12 protein-coding genes and 1 pseudogene are annotated in these 17039 nt (G+C 71.4%); 4 read left to right on the top strand and 9 right to left on the bottom strand.

Going from position 1 to position 17039, the window contains the following annotated elements:
• Positions 1-243: 243 nt before the first annotated feature.
• A complete protein-coding gene (locus tag V4Y04_RS25175) occupies positions 244-1299 on the bottom strand; it encodes a PadR family transcriptional regulator (protein ID WP_332430588.1) in 1056 nt (351 codons plus the stop codon).
• Position 1300: 1 nt separating this feature from the next.
• Positions 1301-2302, bottom strand: coding sequence for a DUF4097 family beta strand repeat-containing protein (locus V4Y04_RS25180; RefSeq protein WP_332430589.1), 1002 nt, complete (start codon positions 2300-2302; stop codon positions 1301-1303).
• Between the two features lie 218 nt (positions 2303-2520).
• Here V4Y04_RS25180 and V4Y04_RS25185 point away from each other — a divergent pair, with 218 nt between their 5' ends.
• A complete protein-coding gene (locus V4Y04_RS25185; RefSeq protein ID WP_332430590.1) occupies positions 2521-3486 on the top strand; it encodes a hypothetical protein in 966 nt (321 codons plus the stop codon).
• 87 nt (positions 3487-3573) lie between these two features.
• On the opposite strand, the gene V4Y04_RS25190 is transcribed toward V4Y04_RS25185, so the two are convergent.
• The 5 genes from V4Y04_RS25190 to V4Y04_RS25210 form a co-directional block, all read right to left on the bottom strand.
• Positions 3574-3756 carry a DUF6104 family protein gene (locus V4Y04_RS25190; protein ID WP_018571400.1) on the bottom strand — a complete coding sequence of 61 codons (183 nt, stop codon included), beginning with the start codon at positions 3754-3756 and terminating at the stop codon, positions 3574-3576.
• Positions 3757-3946: 190 nt separating this feature from the next.
• Complete coding sequence (locus V4Y04_RS25195) at positions 3947-7771, bottom strand: multifunctional oxoglutarate decarboxylase/oxoglutarate dehydrogenase thiamine pyrophosphate-binding subunit/dihydrolipoyllysine-residue succinyltransferase subunit (RefSeq protein ID WP_332430591.1); 3825 nt, start codon at positions 7769-7771, stop codon at positions 3947-3949.
• Positions 7772-8085: 314 nt separating this feature from the next.
• Entirely contained in the window at positions 8086-9198 is a 1113-nt protein-coding gene (locus V4Y04_RS25200; RefSeq protein WP_332430592.1) for a sensor histidine kinase, read from the bottom strand.
• Positions 9195-9935 carry a response regulator transcription factor gene (locus V4Y04_RS25205; RefSeq protein ID WP_332430593.1) on the bottom strand — a complete coding sequence of 247 codons (741 nt, stop codon included), beginning with the start codon at positions 9933-9935 and terminating at the stop codon, positions 9195-9197. The genes V4Y04_RS25200 and V4Y04_RS25205 overlap by 4 nt, the downstream gene beginning before the upstream one ends.
• Before the next feature lie 123 nt (positions 9936-10058).
• On the bottom strand, positions 10059-10763 hold the full coding sequence (locus tag V4Y04_RS25210) for a spermidine synthase (protein WP_332430594.1): 705 nt from the start codon (positions 10761-10763) through the stop codon (positions 10059-10061).
• 281 nt (positions 10764-11044) lie between these two features.
• Between V4Y04_RS25210 and lon the strand changes: the two genes are divergently transcribed.
• Together lon and V4Y04_RS25220 are read left to right on the top strand one after the other, a co-directional pair.
• Positions 11045-13498, top strand: a complete 2454-nt coding sequence (lon, locus tag V4Y04_RS25215) for an endopeptidase La (protein ID WP_332430595.1) — start codon at positions 11045-11047, stop codon at positions 13496-13498.
• 35 nt (positions 13499-13533) lie between these two features.
• Positions 13534-14808 carry a transposase gene (locus V4Y04_RS25220; protein ID WP_332430596.1) on the top strand — a complete coding sequence of 425 codons (1275 nt, stop codon included), beginning with the start codon at positions 13534-13536 and terminating at the stop codon, positions 14806-14808.
• 5 nt (positions 14809-14813) lie between these two features.
• Here the strand turns inward: V4Y04_RS25220 and V4Y04_RS25225 are convergent.
• Positions 14814-15143, bottom strand: a pseudogene (locus tag V4Y04_RS25225) (GH25 family lysozyme); the annotation flags it as partial.
• 206 nt (positions 15144-15349) lie between these two features.
• On the opposite strand from V4Y04_RS25225, the gene V4Y04_RS25230 reads away from it, so the two are divergent.
• Complete coding sequence (locus V4Y04_RS25230; RefSeq protein WP_332430597.1) at positions 15350-15844, top strand: MarR family winged helix-turn-helix transcriptional regulator; 495 nt, start codon at positions 15350-15352, stop codon at positions 15842-15844.
• Between the two features lie 123 nt (positions 15845-15967).
• Here the strand turns inward: V4Y04_RS25230 and V4Y04_RS25235 are convergent, their stop codons facing one another.
• Positions 15968-16753 (bottom strand): protein phosphatase 2C domain-containing protein, encoded by a 786-nt coding sequence (locus tag V4Y04_RS25235; RefSeq protein WP_332430598.1) that lies wholly within the window; start codon positions 16751-16753, stop codon positions 15968-15970.
• Positions 16754-17039: the final 286 nt, after the last annotated feature.

The raw sequence follows: 17039 nt of genomic DNA on the forward strand, positions 1-17039 counted from the left end.
GGGGTCCCGGCCGCCCGTCAGGACGCCGGCATGAGCCCGTCCACGAGTTCCGCCGTGGGCGGGTGGTGGCGGGCCGGAGAGCGTGGTGGAGCCGGCCGAGGTGTGCACCCGCATGGCGGCCGAGGTGGGCCGGGTCGCGTGCGGTCGCGGGCCGGGCGGGACCGGGCCTGCCGGGCACGGCCGGGGCCCGTCGGCGTCCGGCCGGTCCCGGTGATGCCCCGGCAGGCTTGCGGGAGATCCTTGTCAGGGCTTCGGGGCGTGCAGGAGGGCTCCGATCCGGGCTGCGGCCGTGGACAGGTGGCGGCGGGCTTCGCGGAGCTGGTCCGGGGTGACGCCGTGGTCGCGGGTCGCGTCGCGGATGTCGTCCCGGAAGCGGTCCAGCAGACGGTCCAGATCGCGCGCGGGGTCGCCGGTGGAGTCCTCCGTGGCGCCCTCGTGCGCCCAGTCCGGGGTGTAGTCGGCGGGGAAGTCCTCCGAGGTCCGGGAGTAGGACGGTCCGGGCTCCGGGGTGGCGCTCTCCGTGCCGGTACGGCCGAAGGTGAAGTCCTTGCCGAACTCGCCCACCTCCTTGACCAGCTCACCCAGGCCCTCACGCAGGCCCGTCGGCCAGTCGCCGCGTGAAAAGTGGTCCTGCATCTGCTCCTGGACCCGCCGGGCGATGCGCTGCACCTCCTCCTGGGCCTGGGCGGAGGCCCGGTCCTGGGCCTCCTTGGCCTGATGGCGGGCACGCTGCGCCTCGTCGCGGGCGCGGCGGCTCTCGTCCTTCGCGCGCCGGGCCTGTTCCTTCCACTCCTGCTTGGCGCGGCGCATCTCCTCCTTCGCGGCACGCCAGGCATCCTTCTCGCCGGGGCCCGTGAAATCGCCTGTCTCCGCATCGGCTTCGCCCGACGCCCCCGCGCCATGGCCGCCCTTGCGGGCCTGGCCGGCGGCGGCGCGCATCTCGCGGCGCAGGTCACCCGCCGCCCCGCGGACGTCGGCCCGGATCTCGGCGGCCAGCTCGGCGACCGACTCCCGGATCTCCAGCTCCAGGTCGATCAGTTCGCCGCTGCGGTCGGCCAGTTCGGCACGGCCGGCGTCCGTGATCGAGTACACCTTGCGGCCGCCCTCGCTGGTGTGGGTGACCAGGCCCTCCGCCTCCAGCTTGGCCAGGCGCGGGTAGACCGTGCCCGCCGAGGGCGCGTACAGCCCATGGAAGCGCTCCTCGAGCAGACGGATCACCTCGTAGCCGTGGCGCGGGGCCTCGTCCAGCAGCTTCAGCAGGTACAGGCGGAGGCGTCCGTGGGCGAAGACGGGAGGCATGTCAGAACACCTTCTTGTCGGTGGGGCCGTCGGGTGTGGCGTCGGGGTCCGGAGTGGGGACGGAATCGTCCCCCGGGTTGTCCCGTGGCCGGCTCCCGGGGCCGCCCGGGTCCGCAGGTCCCTCCATGGGTGTATCCGCGGGTGTGTCCGGTCCGCCTCCGGCGGCGGGCGGCGCGTCCCACGGCTCGCTCTCCTCCTCGTGGGGCGGGCGGCGCAGCAGGGCTATGGAGCCGGAGACGGTGGTGGCCCGCAGCTTGCCGGTGCCCGCGCCCAGCCGGCCGGTGATCTTGTGTGCGCCCCACTGGCCGTGAACCCGCAGGCCGTCGAAGGCGTTGGAGACGGCGCCGCTCGCCGTGTTGGCCTCGACCTCGGCATCCGCCGGATCGGGCAGCCGGATCGCGATCTCACCGGAGACGCTGGTCAGCCGGATATCGGTGGGACCGTCGGGAGCGAGGTCCACGATCATGGAGCCACTGACCGAGTCCGCGCGCACGGTGGAGCCGGAGCCGTCGACCACGGTGAGGTCGCCGGAGACGGAGTTGAAGCGGAGGTCGCCGGTGACGGACTGGGCCTCGATGTTCCCGGACACCGTGTCCGCGCGGACCGGGCCGGAGAGGGCGACCAGAGTCGCGTCGCCCGTGACGCCCTTCACCACGGTCGGCCCCTTGACCCCGGAGACGACGGCACCGGCGCCGACCACGCCCACCTCGACCCGCGTATGCGCCGGAACGGCCAGGGAGACCACCGCGCTGCGGCGCCAGCCCTTGCGGTCCAGCCACTTGAGGAAGCCCTTCCAGGGCAGGTCCTCATAGGCCACCGTGAGGACGCCGTCCCGCTGGGTCACCATCAGCGGCGGTCCCTCGGTCTCGGAGATCTCCAGCCGGGCGGAACCTTCGTCCGTGCCCACCACGTTCACCGTTCCGTTGACGATGCGGACGTGGAGCTCGGCCACCGGGTCGTCGAAAGTGAGCTTCTCGGGCCCCGAGACGGACCTTTCGAACATGGTGGAACCTCCTGGGACGGGCTGCCGGGACTGTCTTGTCTGACTGCCGGAGGGCGAAACGGCGGCACGAGGTGTGCGGCACATGGCCGCACACGTATCCCGACGCGCCATATCGCGTCTCACGTAATTCACGATATATCGCGGTCGATGAAAGTCAAGACACTCGTTCCGGTGACCAGTCGCCCTGCGTGTCGGGCGAATTGTCCTACGGTGTGACCATGTCGACGGAACCATCCCAGGTCGCCGGCCGGGCCCGTCCCGTACCGGGAGCCCTGCTGCTGTGCCGCGCGGAGCCCGGCTCCGTCGTTCCCGCCGCCCGGCTGCTGCACGAACGCATGCTGCTCGCCCGGGCCGGCGATGACTGGAGTGTGCTCGTCCCCGAGGGCGGGCCCTGGCGGTCCGGCACGGACCCGGTGGACCGGGTGGTCAACGGCTGGGCCGTCGCGCTCACCGTCGGCGTCTCCTGGCCGGTGCTGGCCCTGTGGTGGGACGGCGAACGGGCCGGGTTCACGCTCGCCATCGGCTTCCGCCACCCGGTCGGCTATGTGTGGCTGGCCGACGGCACACCGGCCGGCATGGAGGAGGCCATGCGCACCTTCGGGGGCCGGCTCGGCCTCGACCCGGTCCTGGACATGCAGGCCCTGGAAGAGCTGACCGAGCCCGATTCCGCCGCCGACGCCTTCGCGCGGCTGAGCGGAGTACTCGCCGTTCTCACTCGCGCGGGCGTATCCCTGCCCCCGGGACTCGTCCCCGGTGAGAACGCCGACGGACTGCTCGAAGCGGCCCGGCTCCAGCCGGACACCCGCCGGATCGAGGCGGACGGGAGCGGGGAGGAGAGCACGGCGGGCGAGAGGAGCGCTACGGGCGGGGGCGAGCGCGGGGGCCAGACCCGGGAACAGACCCGGGAACAGAAGCAGCGGAGGGAATACGGAGCGAGGGAGGCGGATCGGCCGGGGGGCGCCACCGGTGCCGGGCATCCCGTGCTGTGGCCCTCCCGCGCGGGCAGCCCGTCGTCCATGCCCGCCGTGCCCGTCCTGGCCCTCGTCCAGATGGCCGCGGGCCTGCCGCTGGCCGTCTGGGGCCTACGGCACCGCAGCGGCGGCTGGATCGTCGCGGGGACGCTCCTGCTGGCCCACGGCGCCCTCGCACTGGCGAGCCACACCCTCACCCACCCGCGCGACTGAACCCGCACGACAGGCGGCCTCGCGCGACTGGACCCGCACGCGCGGCGGGGGCGCACCCGCCCACGCGGCACGCTCGCCGGCCTCCTCCTACTCCTCGTCCTCGTCGTCGTCCAGCCGGGCCAGCCACGTTGCCAGGCGTTCCACCGGCACCTCGAAGTCGGGGTTGAGGTCGACGAACGTCCGCAACTGCTCGGCGAGCCACTCGAAGGTGACCTCCTCCTCGCCGCGCCGCTTCTCCAGTTCCTCGATGCCACGGTCCGTGAAGTACATGAGGACAAGAATATGTGGGCGCCGAACCGGGCCGAACCGGGCCGGACCGCGACGGAGCGTGAAAACGTGACCGGGCCGCACCCCCGGAGTGGGAATGCGGCCCGGTCACGCGGGACCCATGACGGCGTCGCTCGGAAGCACGTCGGGTGAAGACCCGTCGGGCAGAAGCCCGTCAGGCTTCGAAAGCCCGTCAGGCTTCGAACACCTCACGCACCAGCTGCTCCTGCTCGGCCTGGTGCCGCTTCGCGGAACCGACGGCCGGGGACGAGCCGTGCGGGCGCGAGATGCGGCGCAGACGCTCGCCGTGCGGGACGTCGGCGCCGACCGCCAGGTCGAGGTGGTCGATCAGGTTGAGCGCGATGAACGGCCAGGCACCCTGGTTCGCCGGCTCCTCCTGGGCCCACAGGTACTTCTCGGCGTTCGGGTACTTCTTGATCTCCGCCTGGAGCTCGGTACCCGGCAGCGGGTACAGGCGCTCGATGCGGAGGATCGCCGTGTCCGTCACGCCGCGCTTCTTCCGCTCGGCATCGAGGTCGTAGTAGACCTTGCCGGTGCAGAAGACGACCTTCTTGACCGCGGCCGGGTCGACCGAGTCGTCGCCGATGACCGGGCGGAACTGGCCCGTGGTGAACTCCTCCGCCTTCGAGGCCGCGGCCTTCAGCCGCAGCATCGACTTCGGGGTGAAGACGACCAGCGGCTTGTGGTGCGGGTTGTGCACCTGCCACCGCAGGAGGTGGAAGTAGTTCGACGGCGAGGTCGGCATCGCGACCGTCATGTTGTTCTGCGCGCAGAGCTGCAGGAACCGCTCCGGGCGGGCCGAGGAGTGGTCCGGGCCCTGGCCCTCGTAACCGTGCGGCAGGAGCAGGGTCACACCGGAGGTCTGGGCCCACTTCTGCTCGGCCGAGGAGATGAACTCGTCCACGACCGTCTGCGCGCCGTTGACGAAGTCACCGAACTGCGCCTCCCACATCACCAGCGCGTCGGGGCGGGCCAGCGAGTAGCCGTACTCGAAGCCCATCGCCGCGTACTCGGAGAGCAGGGAGTTGTAGACGTTGTACCGCGCCTGGTCCTCGGACAGGTACAGCAGCGGCGTGAACTCGGCTCCCGTCTCACGGTCGATGACGACCGCGTGGCGCTGGCCGAAGGTGCCGCGCTGCGAGTCCTGGCCGGCCAGCCGGACCGGCACACCCTCCAGGAGCAGCGAGCCGACCGCGAGGGTCTCGCCCATGCCCCAGTCGATCGTGCCGTCCTCGACCATCGCCGCCCGGCGCTGCAGCTGAGGCAGCAGACGCGGGTGGATGGTGACGTGGTCGGGGATGTTGACCTGCGACTCGGCGATCCGCTTGACGACCTCCGAGGTGACCGCCGTGTTCACGGCCACCGGGAACTGGGCCTGCGGCTCCGAGGGCTCGACGGCCATCGGCTGCGACGCCGCCTCGCGGACCTCGGTGAAGACCTTCTCCAGCTGGCCCTGGTAGTCCTGCAGCGCCTGTTCGGCCTCTTCCAGGGTGATGTCGCCGCGACCGATGAGGGACTCGGTGTACAGCTTGCGCACCGAGCGCTTCTTGTCGATCAGGTCGTACATCAGCGGCTGGGTGAACGCCGGGTTGTCCGACTCGTTGTGACCGCGGCGGCGGTAGCAGATGAGGTCGATCACCACGTCCTTGTTGAACGCCTGGCGGAACTCGAAGGCCAGCCGCGCGACGCGGACCACGGCCTCCGGGTCGTCGCCGTTCACGTGGAAGATCGGGGCCTCGATCATGCGGGCCACGTCCGTCGCGTACATCGACGAGCGCGAGGACTCGGGCGCGGCGGTGAAGCCGACCTGGTTGTTGATGACGACGTGGACCGTGCCGCCGGTGCGGTAGCCGCGCAGCTGCGACATGTTCAGGGTCTCGGCCACCACGCCCTGGCCCGCGAAGGCCGCGTCGCCGTGGATCGCCACCGGCAGGACGGTGAAGTCCGTGCCGCCCTTGTTGATGATGTCCTGCTTGGCGCGCGAGACGCCCTCCAGGACCGGGTCCACCGCCTCCAGGTGGGAGGGGTTGGCGACCAGGGAGACCTTGATCTGCTCGCCGTCGAGACCGGTGAAGGTGCCCTCGGCGCCCAGGTGGTACTTCACGTCGCCGGAGCCGTGCATCGACTTCGGGTCGAGGTTGCCCTCGAACTCGCGGAAGATCTGCGCGTACGACTTGCCCACGACGTTGGCCAGCACGTTCAGCCGGCCGCGGTGGGCCATGCCGATGACGACCTCGTCGAGACGGGACTCGGCGGCCGAGTCCAGCACGGCGTCGAGCAGCGGGATGACGGACTCGCCGCCCTCCAGGGAGAAGCGCTTCTGGCCGACGTACTTGGTCTGCAGGAAGGTCTCGAAGGCCTCCGCCGCGTTCAGCCGGCGCAGGATGCGCAGCTGCTCCTCGCGCTCCAGGTTGGAGTGCGAGCGCTCCACGCGGTCCTGGATCCACTTGCGCTGCTTCGGGTCCTGGATGTGCATGAACTCGATGCCGGTGGTGCGGCAGTACGAGTCGCGGAGCACACCGAGGATGTCGCGCAGCTTCATCAGGGTCTTGCCCGAGAAACCGCCGACCGCGAACTCGCGCTCCAGGTCCCACAGGGTGAGCCCGTGCTCGGTGATGTCCAGGTCGGGGTGCTTGCGCTGGCGGTACTCCAGCGGGTCGGTGTCGGCCATGACGTGGCCGCGGACCCGGTAGGAGTGGATCAGCTCGAAGACGCGGGCGGCCTTGGTGACGTCGTCGTCGTGGGACGCGTCGATGTCCTTGAGCCAGCGGACCGGCTCGTAGGGGATGCGCAGCGCCTCGAAGATGTCGTCGTAGAAGCCGTTCTCGCCGAGCAGCAGGTTCGCCACGGCACGCAGGAACTCGCCGGAGGCGGCACCCTGGATCACCCGGTGGTCGTAGGTCGACGTGAGCGTCATGACCTTCGAGATGCCGAGCTTGTTCAGGGTGTCCTGGCTGGTGCCCTGGAACTCCGCCGGGTAGTCCATGGAGCCGACGCCCAGGATCACCGACTGGTTCGGCATCAGGCGCGGCACGGAGTGGACGGTGCCGAGGCCGCCGGGGTTGGTCAGCGAGACCGTGACGCCCGTGAAGTCGGCCATCGTCAGCTTGTTGTCGCGGGCGCGACGGACGATGTCCTCGTAGGCCTGCCAGAACTCGAAGAAGTTCAGCGTCTCGGCCTTCTCGATGCCCGCGACGACCAGCTGGCGGTCGCCGTTCGGCTTGACCAGGTCGATGGCGAGGCCGAACTTGATGTGCTCCGGCTTCACCAGGGTGGGCTTGCCGTCCACCTTCGCGTAGTGCCAGTTCATCGACGGCATCGCCTTGATGGCCTGGACCATCGCGTAACCGATGAGGTGCGTGAAGGAGATCTTCCCGCCGCGGGCACGCTTGAGGTGGTTGTTGATGACGATGCGGTTGTCGAACAGCAGCTTCACCGGGAGCGCGCGCACGGACGTGGCCGTGGGCACCTCCAGGGAGGCGTCCATGTTCTTCGCGACGGCCGCGGACGGACCGCGCAGCGTCACCTGCTCGGTGCCCTGCTTGGCCCCGCCGGCGGGCTGCGCCTTGGGAGCCTGGGACTTCGCGGCGGCCGGCTGGGCGGCGGCCGGAGCGGCCTTCGCCGGAGCGGGCGCCGGGGCCTTCGCGGCCGGCTGGGCAGCCGGTGGTGCGGCGGCAGCCGGCGGCGCGGCGGCGGGCTGCGGGGCAGCGGGCGCGGGCGTGGCGGCGGGCCGGGCCGGAGTGACCGGCGCGGTCGTCGTCGTGCCGGCGGTCCCCGGCGCCGCGTTGTTCACCGGAGCCGAGGCCTGAGGGGCGCCCGGCTTGTAGTCGGCGAAGAAGTCCCACCAGGCCCGGTCGACCGAGTTCGGGTCCTGGAGGTACTGCTGGTAGATCTCGTCGACGAGCCATTCGTTGGCACCGAAGGCCGCGGCAGGGTTCTTGCCCGCGTGATCGGTGTCGGTCGAAATGCTCGAGTTACTGGGGGACTGTGGCGACACGGCGTCAACCGCCCTCTTCCGCTTCACAAAATGATGGACAGCGGAAATTAAGGCTACGCCTCCCCGACCGAGAAGGTCAGGCCGGACCCGTTCAACGTCGCGCAAGTCACATCTCGGAGGGTGTTTCGGCGCAGGAAATGGCGGGAAACAAACGTGGTTCCGCACGATCGGGGCGCATCGGGAACGGGTCGGCCGCGACCCGGCGCACTCGCTCCACGGGCCTGTGCTCGCATCCGAGCCTGATCACACGTGTCCATCGGCGCGAACGCGGCGCGAATACAGATGGATCTTGAGGCTCCGCTTGGCACCTTACGTCAACCTGCCGAGGGAGAGGCTCCCGGGAGAGTGATAAGAATTCGGCATCCTCGTTCGGATTCGGCCACACCGATCCGTCCGCCGTGGAGATCGACGGCCCAGCGGGCGATCGCCAGGCCGAGGCCGGTGCCCCCGTCACTGCCCGGACCGTGCGGCAGGTTGACGCTGCCGCGGTTGAACCGCTCGAAGACGCGATGCCACTCGGTCCGCGGAATGCCGGGCCCCTCGTCCAGGATCTCCAGCTGAAGCGAGTCCGGCTGCGGGCCGGGCCGTGCCTTGACCGTCACCCGGCCGTGCGGCGGGCTGTGCTTGACCGCGTTGTCGATGAGGTTGGCGACGACCTGGTGGATGCGCTCCGGGTCGACGTACGCGGTGAGCTCCGGCGGCCTGACGTCGAGACTCAGGTGGACGTCCGTGCGTGTATGGCCGCCGGAGCCGGTGGTCATGCCCGCGCGCGCGGAGGCGACCATGTTGGCCTCCTTGAGCACGCCGGACAGATACGGCCACACCTCGAACCGCTGCCGCCGCAGCGGGACGACCCCGTTGTCCAGGCGGGACAGGTCGAGGAGCGTCTCCACGAGACGCCCCAGCCGCTCGGTCTGCTTCAGCGCCGTGCGCATGGTCTCGGGGTCGGCCTCGGTGATGCCGTCGACGATGTTCTCCAGCACCGCGCGCAGACCCGCGATGGGGGTGCGCAGCTCGTGCGAGACGTTGGCCACCAGCTCCTTGCGCTGCTGGTCCTGGGCCTCCAGCTCGTCGGCCATGACATTGATGGTCTGGGCCAGGTCGCCCAGTTCGTCCCGGCGGTGCTCGCGCACCCGGCGCGTGTAGTCGCCGTGCGAGATGGACCGGGCCACCGCGTTCATGTCGTCCAGCGGCGCGGTGAGGGAGTGTGCCACGAACTGTGTGATGAGCAGGGTGGCGATCATCGAGAAGACCGTGATGAAGCGCAGTTCCGTCTTGGTCTGCACCGCGATCATCGACAGCCCGGTGGTGATCAGTACCGAGATGACGACCAGCGCACCCAGCTTGGTCTTGATGGAGAACGGGCGGACGCCGCCCCAGGGGCCGGGGTCCCCGGGGCCTCTCCGTGCGGCCGGCCCGTCGCTCATGGCGTCGGCGTCTCCAGGGCGTAGCCCACGCCGTGCACGGTACGGATGCGCTCGGCACCGATCTTCCGGCGCAGCGCCTTGATGTGGCTGTCGACGGTCCGGGTGCCGGAGGCGTCCGCCCAGTCCCAGACCTCGGCGAGCAGCTGCTCCCGGGAGAGCACCGCGCGGGGAGTGTTCGCCAGGCACACCAGGAGGTCGAACTCGGTGGGCGTCAGATGGACGTCCTCGCTGCGTACCCGCACCCTGCGCTGAGCGTGGTCGATCTCCAGTTCGCCCAGGCGCAGGATGCCGCTGCGCGGGGCGGAGGCCGCCAGGGCCGCCCGCTCCATGCGGCGCAGCAGCACATGCACGCGTGCCGCGAGTTCCCGCATGGAGAACGGCTTGGTCATGTAGTCGTCGGCGCCGACGCCCAGCCCGACCAGCATGTCGGTCTCGTCGTCGCGCGCGGTCAGCATCATCACCGGCACCGGCCGCTGGGCCTGTACGCGCCGGCAGACCTCCAGGCCGTCGAAGCCCGGCAGCATGATGTCGAGGATCAGCAGGTCGGGCTGCCAGGCCTCCGCCGTGTCGACGGCGGACGGACCGTCGCCCGCCGTCTGCACCAGGAATCCCTCGGCACGAAGGCGGGTCGCGATGGCGTCCACGATCGTCGCGTCGTCCTCGACCACCAGGACCCGGCGCTGTGCGCCCGGTGTGGCCGCCGCCGTGCCGTTGTGGGAGGTGTGTGTCTGCTCCATCGCCCGCCCCTGAAGTGTGCTTTCCGGAATCCGTGGGGTGAATCCGTCTCTGCGCATGACTGCGATTGACGCTTGAATGATCCGCGTCCGTGCAGCAGCGTACGGGGAGTCACCGCGGCTTTGCTATCCAGGGCGGACGCCGAGGTGAACGACGTCAGGAACGCCCCGGGCAACGGGGATCTCTTCGGTACGCACCTGTTGGAACCCGGCATTCCGCAGGGTTTCCTCAAAATCGGTGGACGGTCGGGCGGACCACACCGCGAGTACTCCGCCGGGGGTCAACACCCTCGCGCAGTCCCGGAGTCCGGCGGGGGAGTAGAGCCCGTCATTGCCCTCGGTGACGGTCCAGTCGGGGCCGTTGTCGATGTCGAGACACAGGGCGTCGAACGTGTCGGACGTCTTATGGACGTACGTCACCAGATCGACCTCGACGATCTTCGCGCGGGGGTCGGCGAGAGCACGCGCGGAAAGTTCGGCCAGGGGGCCCGCGCGGTGCCAGTCGATGACGGCGGGTTCGCGCTCCACCACCGTGATGCGGCCCCAGCGGGGTGCGGCGGCGGCGTGCGCGAGGGAGAAGCCGACGCCGAGTCCGCCGATGAGGACGTGCGGGTCCTGTCGCGGACCGCGCCCCGCACGAGTGTCGGCGGCGTCGAGCGCGCCCAGGGCGGCGTCGACCAGTCGGCGCTCCGAGCGGCCGTCGGAGGTGTCCATCAGGAAGCAGCCGTTCGCGATGATCTGCAGCAGGCCGCCGTGCCGGCGGAGCACCACCTCCCCGTACGGGCCCTCGCGGCGGTCCAGGACTTCGGGAATGTCGTAGGGGGTGGACATGCGTTCATCCTGGCAGCACTCCTCGTGCGGCGGGGCGCCCCCGTCGGTCCGGGGCGTTCCGGGCGGCGCCCGGCGGTCCCGGGGTGGCGGTCCCGGGCGGTGCTCGGCGGCCCCCGGGAGTCCGATGAGGTGCTCCTCGCTTCCCGGCCGCCGGACCGGATGCCGCCGGATGCCGCCGGGTGATCGCTGAGGGCGAACGCGATCGCACACGGCCCGGGAACAATCAAGGGCTCAGGACCATTGAGTCGGTATAACTCAACTTGACTGCCGAAGGGGAGATCATGGCTACTGAGTCCGCACCGCTCGCCCTGCCCGTGCTGCCGCTCGACGACGAGGTCGTGCTGCCCGGGATGGTGGTCCCGCTGGACCTGAGCGATTCCGAGGTGCGCGCCGCGGTGGAGGCCGCCCAGGCCGCCGCCACGTCGGAGCCGGGAAAGCCCAGGGTCCTGCTGGTGCCACGCATCGACGGGACCTACGCCGCCACCGGCGTCCTGGGCACGGTCGAACAGGTCGGCAGGCTGGCCGACGGCGACCCGGGCGCCCTGATCCGGGGCCGGGACCGGGTGCGGATCGGCGCCGGGACGACCGGGCCGGGTGCCGCGCTGTGGGTGGAGGGCACCCGGATCGACGAGACCGTGCCGGAGCCCGCCCCGAGTTCTTCACCTCGCTCGGACAAGGGAGCCCCCTATCCCGGCCAGGTGGCAGAACTGGTCACCGAGTACAAGGCACTCGCCACCGCCTGGCTGCGCAAGCGCGGCGCATGGCAGGTCGTCGACCGCGTCCAGGCCATCGACGACGTCTCCGCCCTCGCCGACAACTCCGGTTACTCACCGTTCCTGTCCACCGAACAGAAGCTGGCCCTGCTGGAGACCGCCGACCCGGTGGCCCGGCTGAAGCTCGCCACCCAGCAGCTGCGCGACCACCTCGCCGAACAGGACGTCGCTGAGTCCATCGCCAAGGACGTCCAGGACGGTGTCGACAAACAGCAGCGCGAGTTCCTGCTGCGCCGCCAGCTGGAAGCCGTACGCAAGGAACTGCGCGAGCTGAACGGTGAACAGGAGGGCGAGGAATCCGACGACTACCGGAGCCGCGTCGAGGCCGCGGACCTGCCGGAGAAGGTGCGCGAGGCCGCGCTCAAGGAGGTCGACAAGCTGGAGCGCTCCTCCGACCAGTCGCCCGAGGGCTCGTGGATCCGCACCTGGCTCGACACGGTGCTCGAGATGCCGTGGAACGAGCGCACCGAGGACGCGTACGACATCCAGGGCGCCCGGGCCGTGCTCGACGCCGAGCACTCGGGCCTGACGGACGTGAAGGAGCGCATCACCGAGTACCTGGCGGTGCGCAAGCGGCGTGCCGAGCGCGGGCTCGGGGTCGTCGGCGGCCGCCGCGGCGGAGCCGTGCTCGCCCTCGTCGGCCCGCCCGGCGTCGGCAAGACGAGCCTCGGAGAATCCGTCGCCCACGCGATGGGCCGTAAGTTCGTCCGGGTCGCCCTCGGCGGCGTCCGCGACGAGGCCGAGATCCGCGGTCACCGGCGTACGTACGTCGGCGCGCTGCCCGGCCGGATCGTGCGGGCCGTCAAGGAGGCCGGGTCGATGAACCCGGTGGTGCTGCTCGACGAGATCGACAAGGTGGGGTCGGACTTCCGGGGCGACCCGTCCGCCGCCCTCCTCGAAGTGCTGGACCCGGCGCAGAACCACACCTTCCGCGACCACTACCTGGAGGTCGAGCTGGACCTCTCGGACGTCGTCTTCCTGGCCACCGCCAACGTCCTGGAAGCCATCCCGGAGGCGCTGGCGGACCGGATGGAGATCGTCCGCCTGGACGGCTACACCGAGGACGAGAAGGTCGTCATCGCACGCGACCACCTGCTCCCGCGCCAGCTGGAGCGCGCCGGGCTCGCCCCCGACGAGGTCACCCTCGAGGAGGGCGCGCTGCGCAGACTGGCCGGCGAGTACACACGCGAGGCGGGCGTCCGCACCCTGGAGCGGTCCATCGCGCGGCTGCTGCGCAAGGTCGCGGCCCAGCACGAACTGGGCGAGCGGGAACTGCCCCTCACCGTCGGGGACGGTGATCTGCGTGCTCTGATCGGACGGCCCCACCACGTGCCCGAGTCCGCTCAGGAACCGGCCGAGCGCCGCACCGCCGTCCCCGGTGTCGCCACCGGGCTCGCGGTGACCGGCGCCGGCGGTGACGTCCTCTATGTGGAGGCGTCCCTGGCCGACCCGGAGACGGGCGCCGCCGGACTGACCCTGACCGGTCAGCTGGGCGACGTGATGAAGGAGTCGGCGCAGATCGCGCTGAGCTTCCTGCGGTCCCACGGCGCCGAACTGGAGCTTCCGGTCGGCGACCTGAAGGAGCGGGGCGCGCACATCCACTTCCCGGCGGGCGCGGTGCCCAAGGACGGCCCGAGCGCCGGCGTCACGATGACCACCGCCCTGGCCTCGCTGCTCTCCGGCCGCCTGGTCCGTACGGACGTGGCGATGACCGGTGAGGTCTCGCTGACCGGCCGGGTGCTGCCGATCGGCGGGGTGAAGCAGAAGCTGCTCGCGGCGCACCGGGCGGGGATCACCACCGTGATCATCCCCAAGCGCAACGAGCCCGACCTGGACGACGTCCCCGCCCACGTGCTGGACGGGCTCGACGTCCACGCCGTGACCGACGTCCGCCAGGTCCTGGAGCTGGCGCTCTCGCCCGCGACGAACGGCGCGGCGCCGGAGGTTCCGGTGGCGGTGTGACGGCGTCACCGGACGGGCGGCGGCCCGGGAACCCCGTGAGGGAGGCCCGGGCCGCCGCCGTACGGGACCGGAGTCGGGCCGTACGAGACCGGGGCCGCCGCCGTACGGGACCGGGGCCGGCCGCACGGAACAGGAACCGGCTGGCGCGGGAACGCGCCGACTGGACGGCCGGGCGGGTGCGCGTGGTGCGCGGCGGCGGGCGCCTGGCCCGGACGCGGCACCAGCTGCCCGCCGCGCAGCTCACCGAGGCCCAGTGGCGTGCACGCTGGGAGGCGGCCCGCTGGTTTCTGCGGGCGGACGGGGAGAGCGGAAAACGCTACGGGAACGAGACGATCCGCATCGCGCCGGACGGCCAGGTGAGCATCCGGCTGCCCACCCCGCTCGCAGGCCTGGCCAATGCCCCGCACGGCCGGTACGTGCTCACCGGCCGGGCGGCCTTTGCGCACCGCGGGCCGCAGTGGGCGGACCGGGTGGCGGCGAACCGGGCCATTGCCTACCGCATCCACCACGACCCGGCCCGGGCCCGCTGGTATGTGACCGCCTCCTGGCAGACCCCCGCATCCCCGGCGGTGCCTCTGGCGGCGGCGCTCGCGCACGGGGTGATCGGGGTGGACACCAACGCCGACCACCTGGCCGCCTGGCGCCTGGACGTGCACGGCAACCCGACCGGCAGCCCGCGCCGCTTCTGCTTCGACCTGTCCGGCACCGCCGGCCACCGCGACGCCCAGCTCCGCCACGCCCTGACCCGGCTGCTCAACTGGGCCCGCAGCTGCGGGGTGCGGGCGATCGCGGTGGAGGATCTGGACTTCACCGCGGAGAAGACCCGCGAGAAACACGGTCGCAACAGGCGATTTCGGCATCTGGTCTCCGGTCTGCCCACCGGCCGGCTCCGCGCCCGCCTGGTTTCGATGGCCGACCGGACGGGGATCACCGTCGTCGCCGTGGATCCGGCCTACACCTCGAAGTGGGGCGCCCAGCACTGGCAGAAACCCCTGACCAGCAAGAACCGTAAAACCAGCCGATACGATGCCGCGAGCATCGCGATCGCACGACGCGCCCAGGGGTATCCCCTCCGGCGTCGGACGGCACCGCCCCGCACCCACCGGAGTGATGGATGCGGGCATCGGACCGTCCAGGCCGGACCGGATGCTCCCGGGCGTGAGGGACCCCGCCGCCGCCTTCCCGGACCACGGACACGATCCGTGCCGCCGGACGCGGAACGAACGCGGGCGACCAGGACACCCAACACCGTTCGGGGCGTCCGCAGCGAGCGGGAACGGGTCCAGGACCCACTCCCGCTCACTGACTAGGAACGGTTGCTGTAGTACGTCCCCTCCGTGGCCTTCACATAGGCCCACTTGACCCCGCTGCTCCACAGGGTCGGCCAGGCCACGTCGCCCTGGTGACTGGAGACGTCGACGCCCTCGGAGCGGGTGGCGCGGCCGGTGGGTGTGCCGCGGCCGACGCCGTCATGGGCGGCGACGCCCATGCCCATGTGGGCGGAGCCGCGCGGCGGGACGTCGAGTGCACCCCCGGCCGCCCCGGCCGCGGGGGTCGCACGGGGGAGGGAGAGGATCGCGAGCAGGACCGCCGCGACGGTGGTGAACGCGCCAAGACGGGTGGAGCCGGATCTGTGCACGGGCATGACGGATCTCCGGAGGTGCTCGGTGGGGAACCCACGGGAAACAGGAGGGCGACGCACACGGACCGCGACGCGGGACAGGCCACGGGCGAGGCGCCGGGGGCCGAAAGCCGTTGTCGGGCCATGCCTGCGAAATACTTGTGGAGCACCAGCGGCGTCGCCACTTGGCGGACACACGGACGACCGGTGAAACCGAGGCAGGGACTGACGTGCACGAAGGCGGAAACGGCGGCGGCGAGGACACCTCCTCCCAGGCGCTCGACAGCGGTGTGGACCAGCCTGGGTTTCTCGCCCTGGAACGGGAGTTGACGGTGCTGCTGCGCCGCGCCAGGGCCAGTCAGGGAGAGATGTCCCGCGCGGTCCATCCCGACCTGGAACCGTCCGCGTACGGGCTGCTCGTCCGTCTGGATGAGTGCGGCAAGCAGCGGGCCACCGAACTCGCCGCCTTCATCGGCGTCGGCAAGGCGACGATGTCGCGCCAGCTGCACGCCCTGGAGGAACTCGGGCTCGTCACCCGTGAACCGGATCCCGCCGACGGCCGCGCCTGGCTGGTCGCCCTCACCCCGGAGGGCCGGAGCCGGATGGGCAGGGTCCGCGAGGCCCGCCGCGAGCGCTACGCCCGCGGCCTCGCTGCCTGGGACCCCGACGAGGTCACGGAACTCGCGCGGCTGCTGCACCAGCTGAACCGGGGAATGGAGAAGTAGCGGGAGCCCTCGTGGGCCGCCTGGTTCCCGTGGGTCGTCCGGTTCCGGCAGGTCACCCCCGCTCGCGTGGGTCATCCGGTTCCCGCGGGTCGCTCGGCCGTCCGTCCGGCGGGAGCCGACGGTTCAGAACTCCACGTACACGACCGTCGCGTCGTCGTGTGTCTTGCTCCGGCCGAGCACCATCCGGTCCGTGTCCGCCCGCTCCAGGGCCCGGACGCGGTCCACCAGCGCCTGCGGCCCCTTCTTGCGGACGAGGGTGAGACAGTCCGCCCAGTCGCCCTCGCGGAACCTCTCCACCCAGCGGGTGGCCCCGTCCGTCAGCGCGGCCAGGGCGCGCACCTCGGCGCGCGGCAGCGTCCCCGTGACCGCGCGCACCGCGACCGACGGATCGGCCGCCGCGGTGAAGAAGCCGCCCTCCCTGTTGCGCAGGGTGGAGTCCACCAGCGTGTCCGTGGCCAGCGCCGAGCGGGGCAGCCGGGCCAGCCGGTCGTCCAGCAGTGCGGTGACCGTGCCGCCGGGGGACTCGACGAGCAGGGCCGAGTCGGAAAGGACCAGGTACTCGACCGACTCCGGTGACCAGCGCGCCAGCACCACCGTCGCCTGGGGCGTACGGGGGTGAGAAAGGTCACAGGTTTTCGCGTGTGCTTCGGCCGTACGGGAAACGGCCCGGGACAGCAGGTCCGCCAGGGGGACATCCTGGAGGGAAACGGTCAGTTCGGCCAGCGCCCCGCCGAGGCGCGCGGTGAACCAGGGGACCGAATGCCGGCACCCCGCGCCGTCCTGTGGTGGCGTGACTCCGTCCAGCAGGACCAGTGAACCGCCCTGCCCGGAGGCCGGAAGCCCGACGCTCGCGAAGTCCTCGTTGGGGCGGGCCGCGTCACTGGGCTCCGAGACAAGTTCCGTACGCATCCGGCCAGTCTGCACGACCCCTCCACAAGGGTCCCCAAAGGCCCCCACCGCTCGCCGAACAGCGGCAGTCGTGCAGGTCAGGCGCCGCGTTTGGGTGGGATTGCAATGCTCCGCAAGCGCGCGGCGGCGAATCCTGCCACCGGCCGTCGCGGACGTCCAACCGGCGTGTCACGATGGGGCCGCGGCGGGAGGTCGCGCGACTTGCTCCCCAACTCACCTCCGATGTTCACTCCTTCGAGTGGCGGGCCAAGTGATGCGCGTGCAGTGCCCATGGGCACTGGGAGGG

The sequence above is a fragment of the Streptomyces sp. P9-A2 genome (genome assembly GCF_036634175.1).
Lineage (GTDB): Bacteria > Actinomycetota > Actinomycetes > Streptomycetales > Streptomycetaceae > Streptomyces > Streptomyces pratens.

Bases quoted from the DNA above. Each gene is read 5' to 3' on its own strand.
- V4Y04_RS25190 (WP_018571400.1), bottom strand. From the start codon at position 3,756: ATGTACTTCACGGACCGTGGCATCGAGGAACTGGAGAAGCGGCGCGGC.
- lon (WP_332430595.1), top strand. From the start codon at position 11,045: ATGGCTACTGAGTCCGCACCGCTCGCCCTGCCCGTGCTGCCGCTCGAC.
- V4Y04_RS25205 (WP_332430593.1), bottom strand. From the start codon at position 9,935: ATGGAGCAGACACACACCTCCCACAACGGCACGGCGGCGGCCACACCG.
- V4Y04_RS25235 (WP_332430598.1), bottom strand. From the start codon at position 16,753: ATGCGTACGGAACTTGTCTCGGAGCCCAGTGACGCGGCCCGCCCCAAC.
- V4Y04_RS25200 (WP_332430592.1), bottom strand. From the start codon at position 9,198: ATGAGCGACGGGCCGGCCGCACGGAGAGGCCCCGGGGACCCCGGCCCC.
- V4Y04_RS25185 (WP_332430590.1), top strand. From the start codon at position 2,521: ATGTCGACGGAACCATCCCAGGTCGCCGGCCGGGCCCGTCCCGTACCG.
- V4Y04_RS25175 (WP_332430588.1), bottom strand. From the start codon at position 1,299: ATGCCTCCCGTCTTCGCCCACGGACGCCTCCGCCTGTACCTGCTGAAG.
- V4Y04_RS25210 (WP_332430594.1), bottom strand. From the start codon at position 10,763: ATGTCCACCCCCTACGACATTCCCGAAGTCCTGGACCGCCGCGAGGGC.
- V4Y04_RS25180 (WP_332430589.1), bottom strand. From the start codon at position 2,302: ATGTTCGAAAGGTCCGTCTCGGGGCCCGAGAAGCTCACTTTCGACGAC.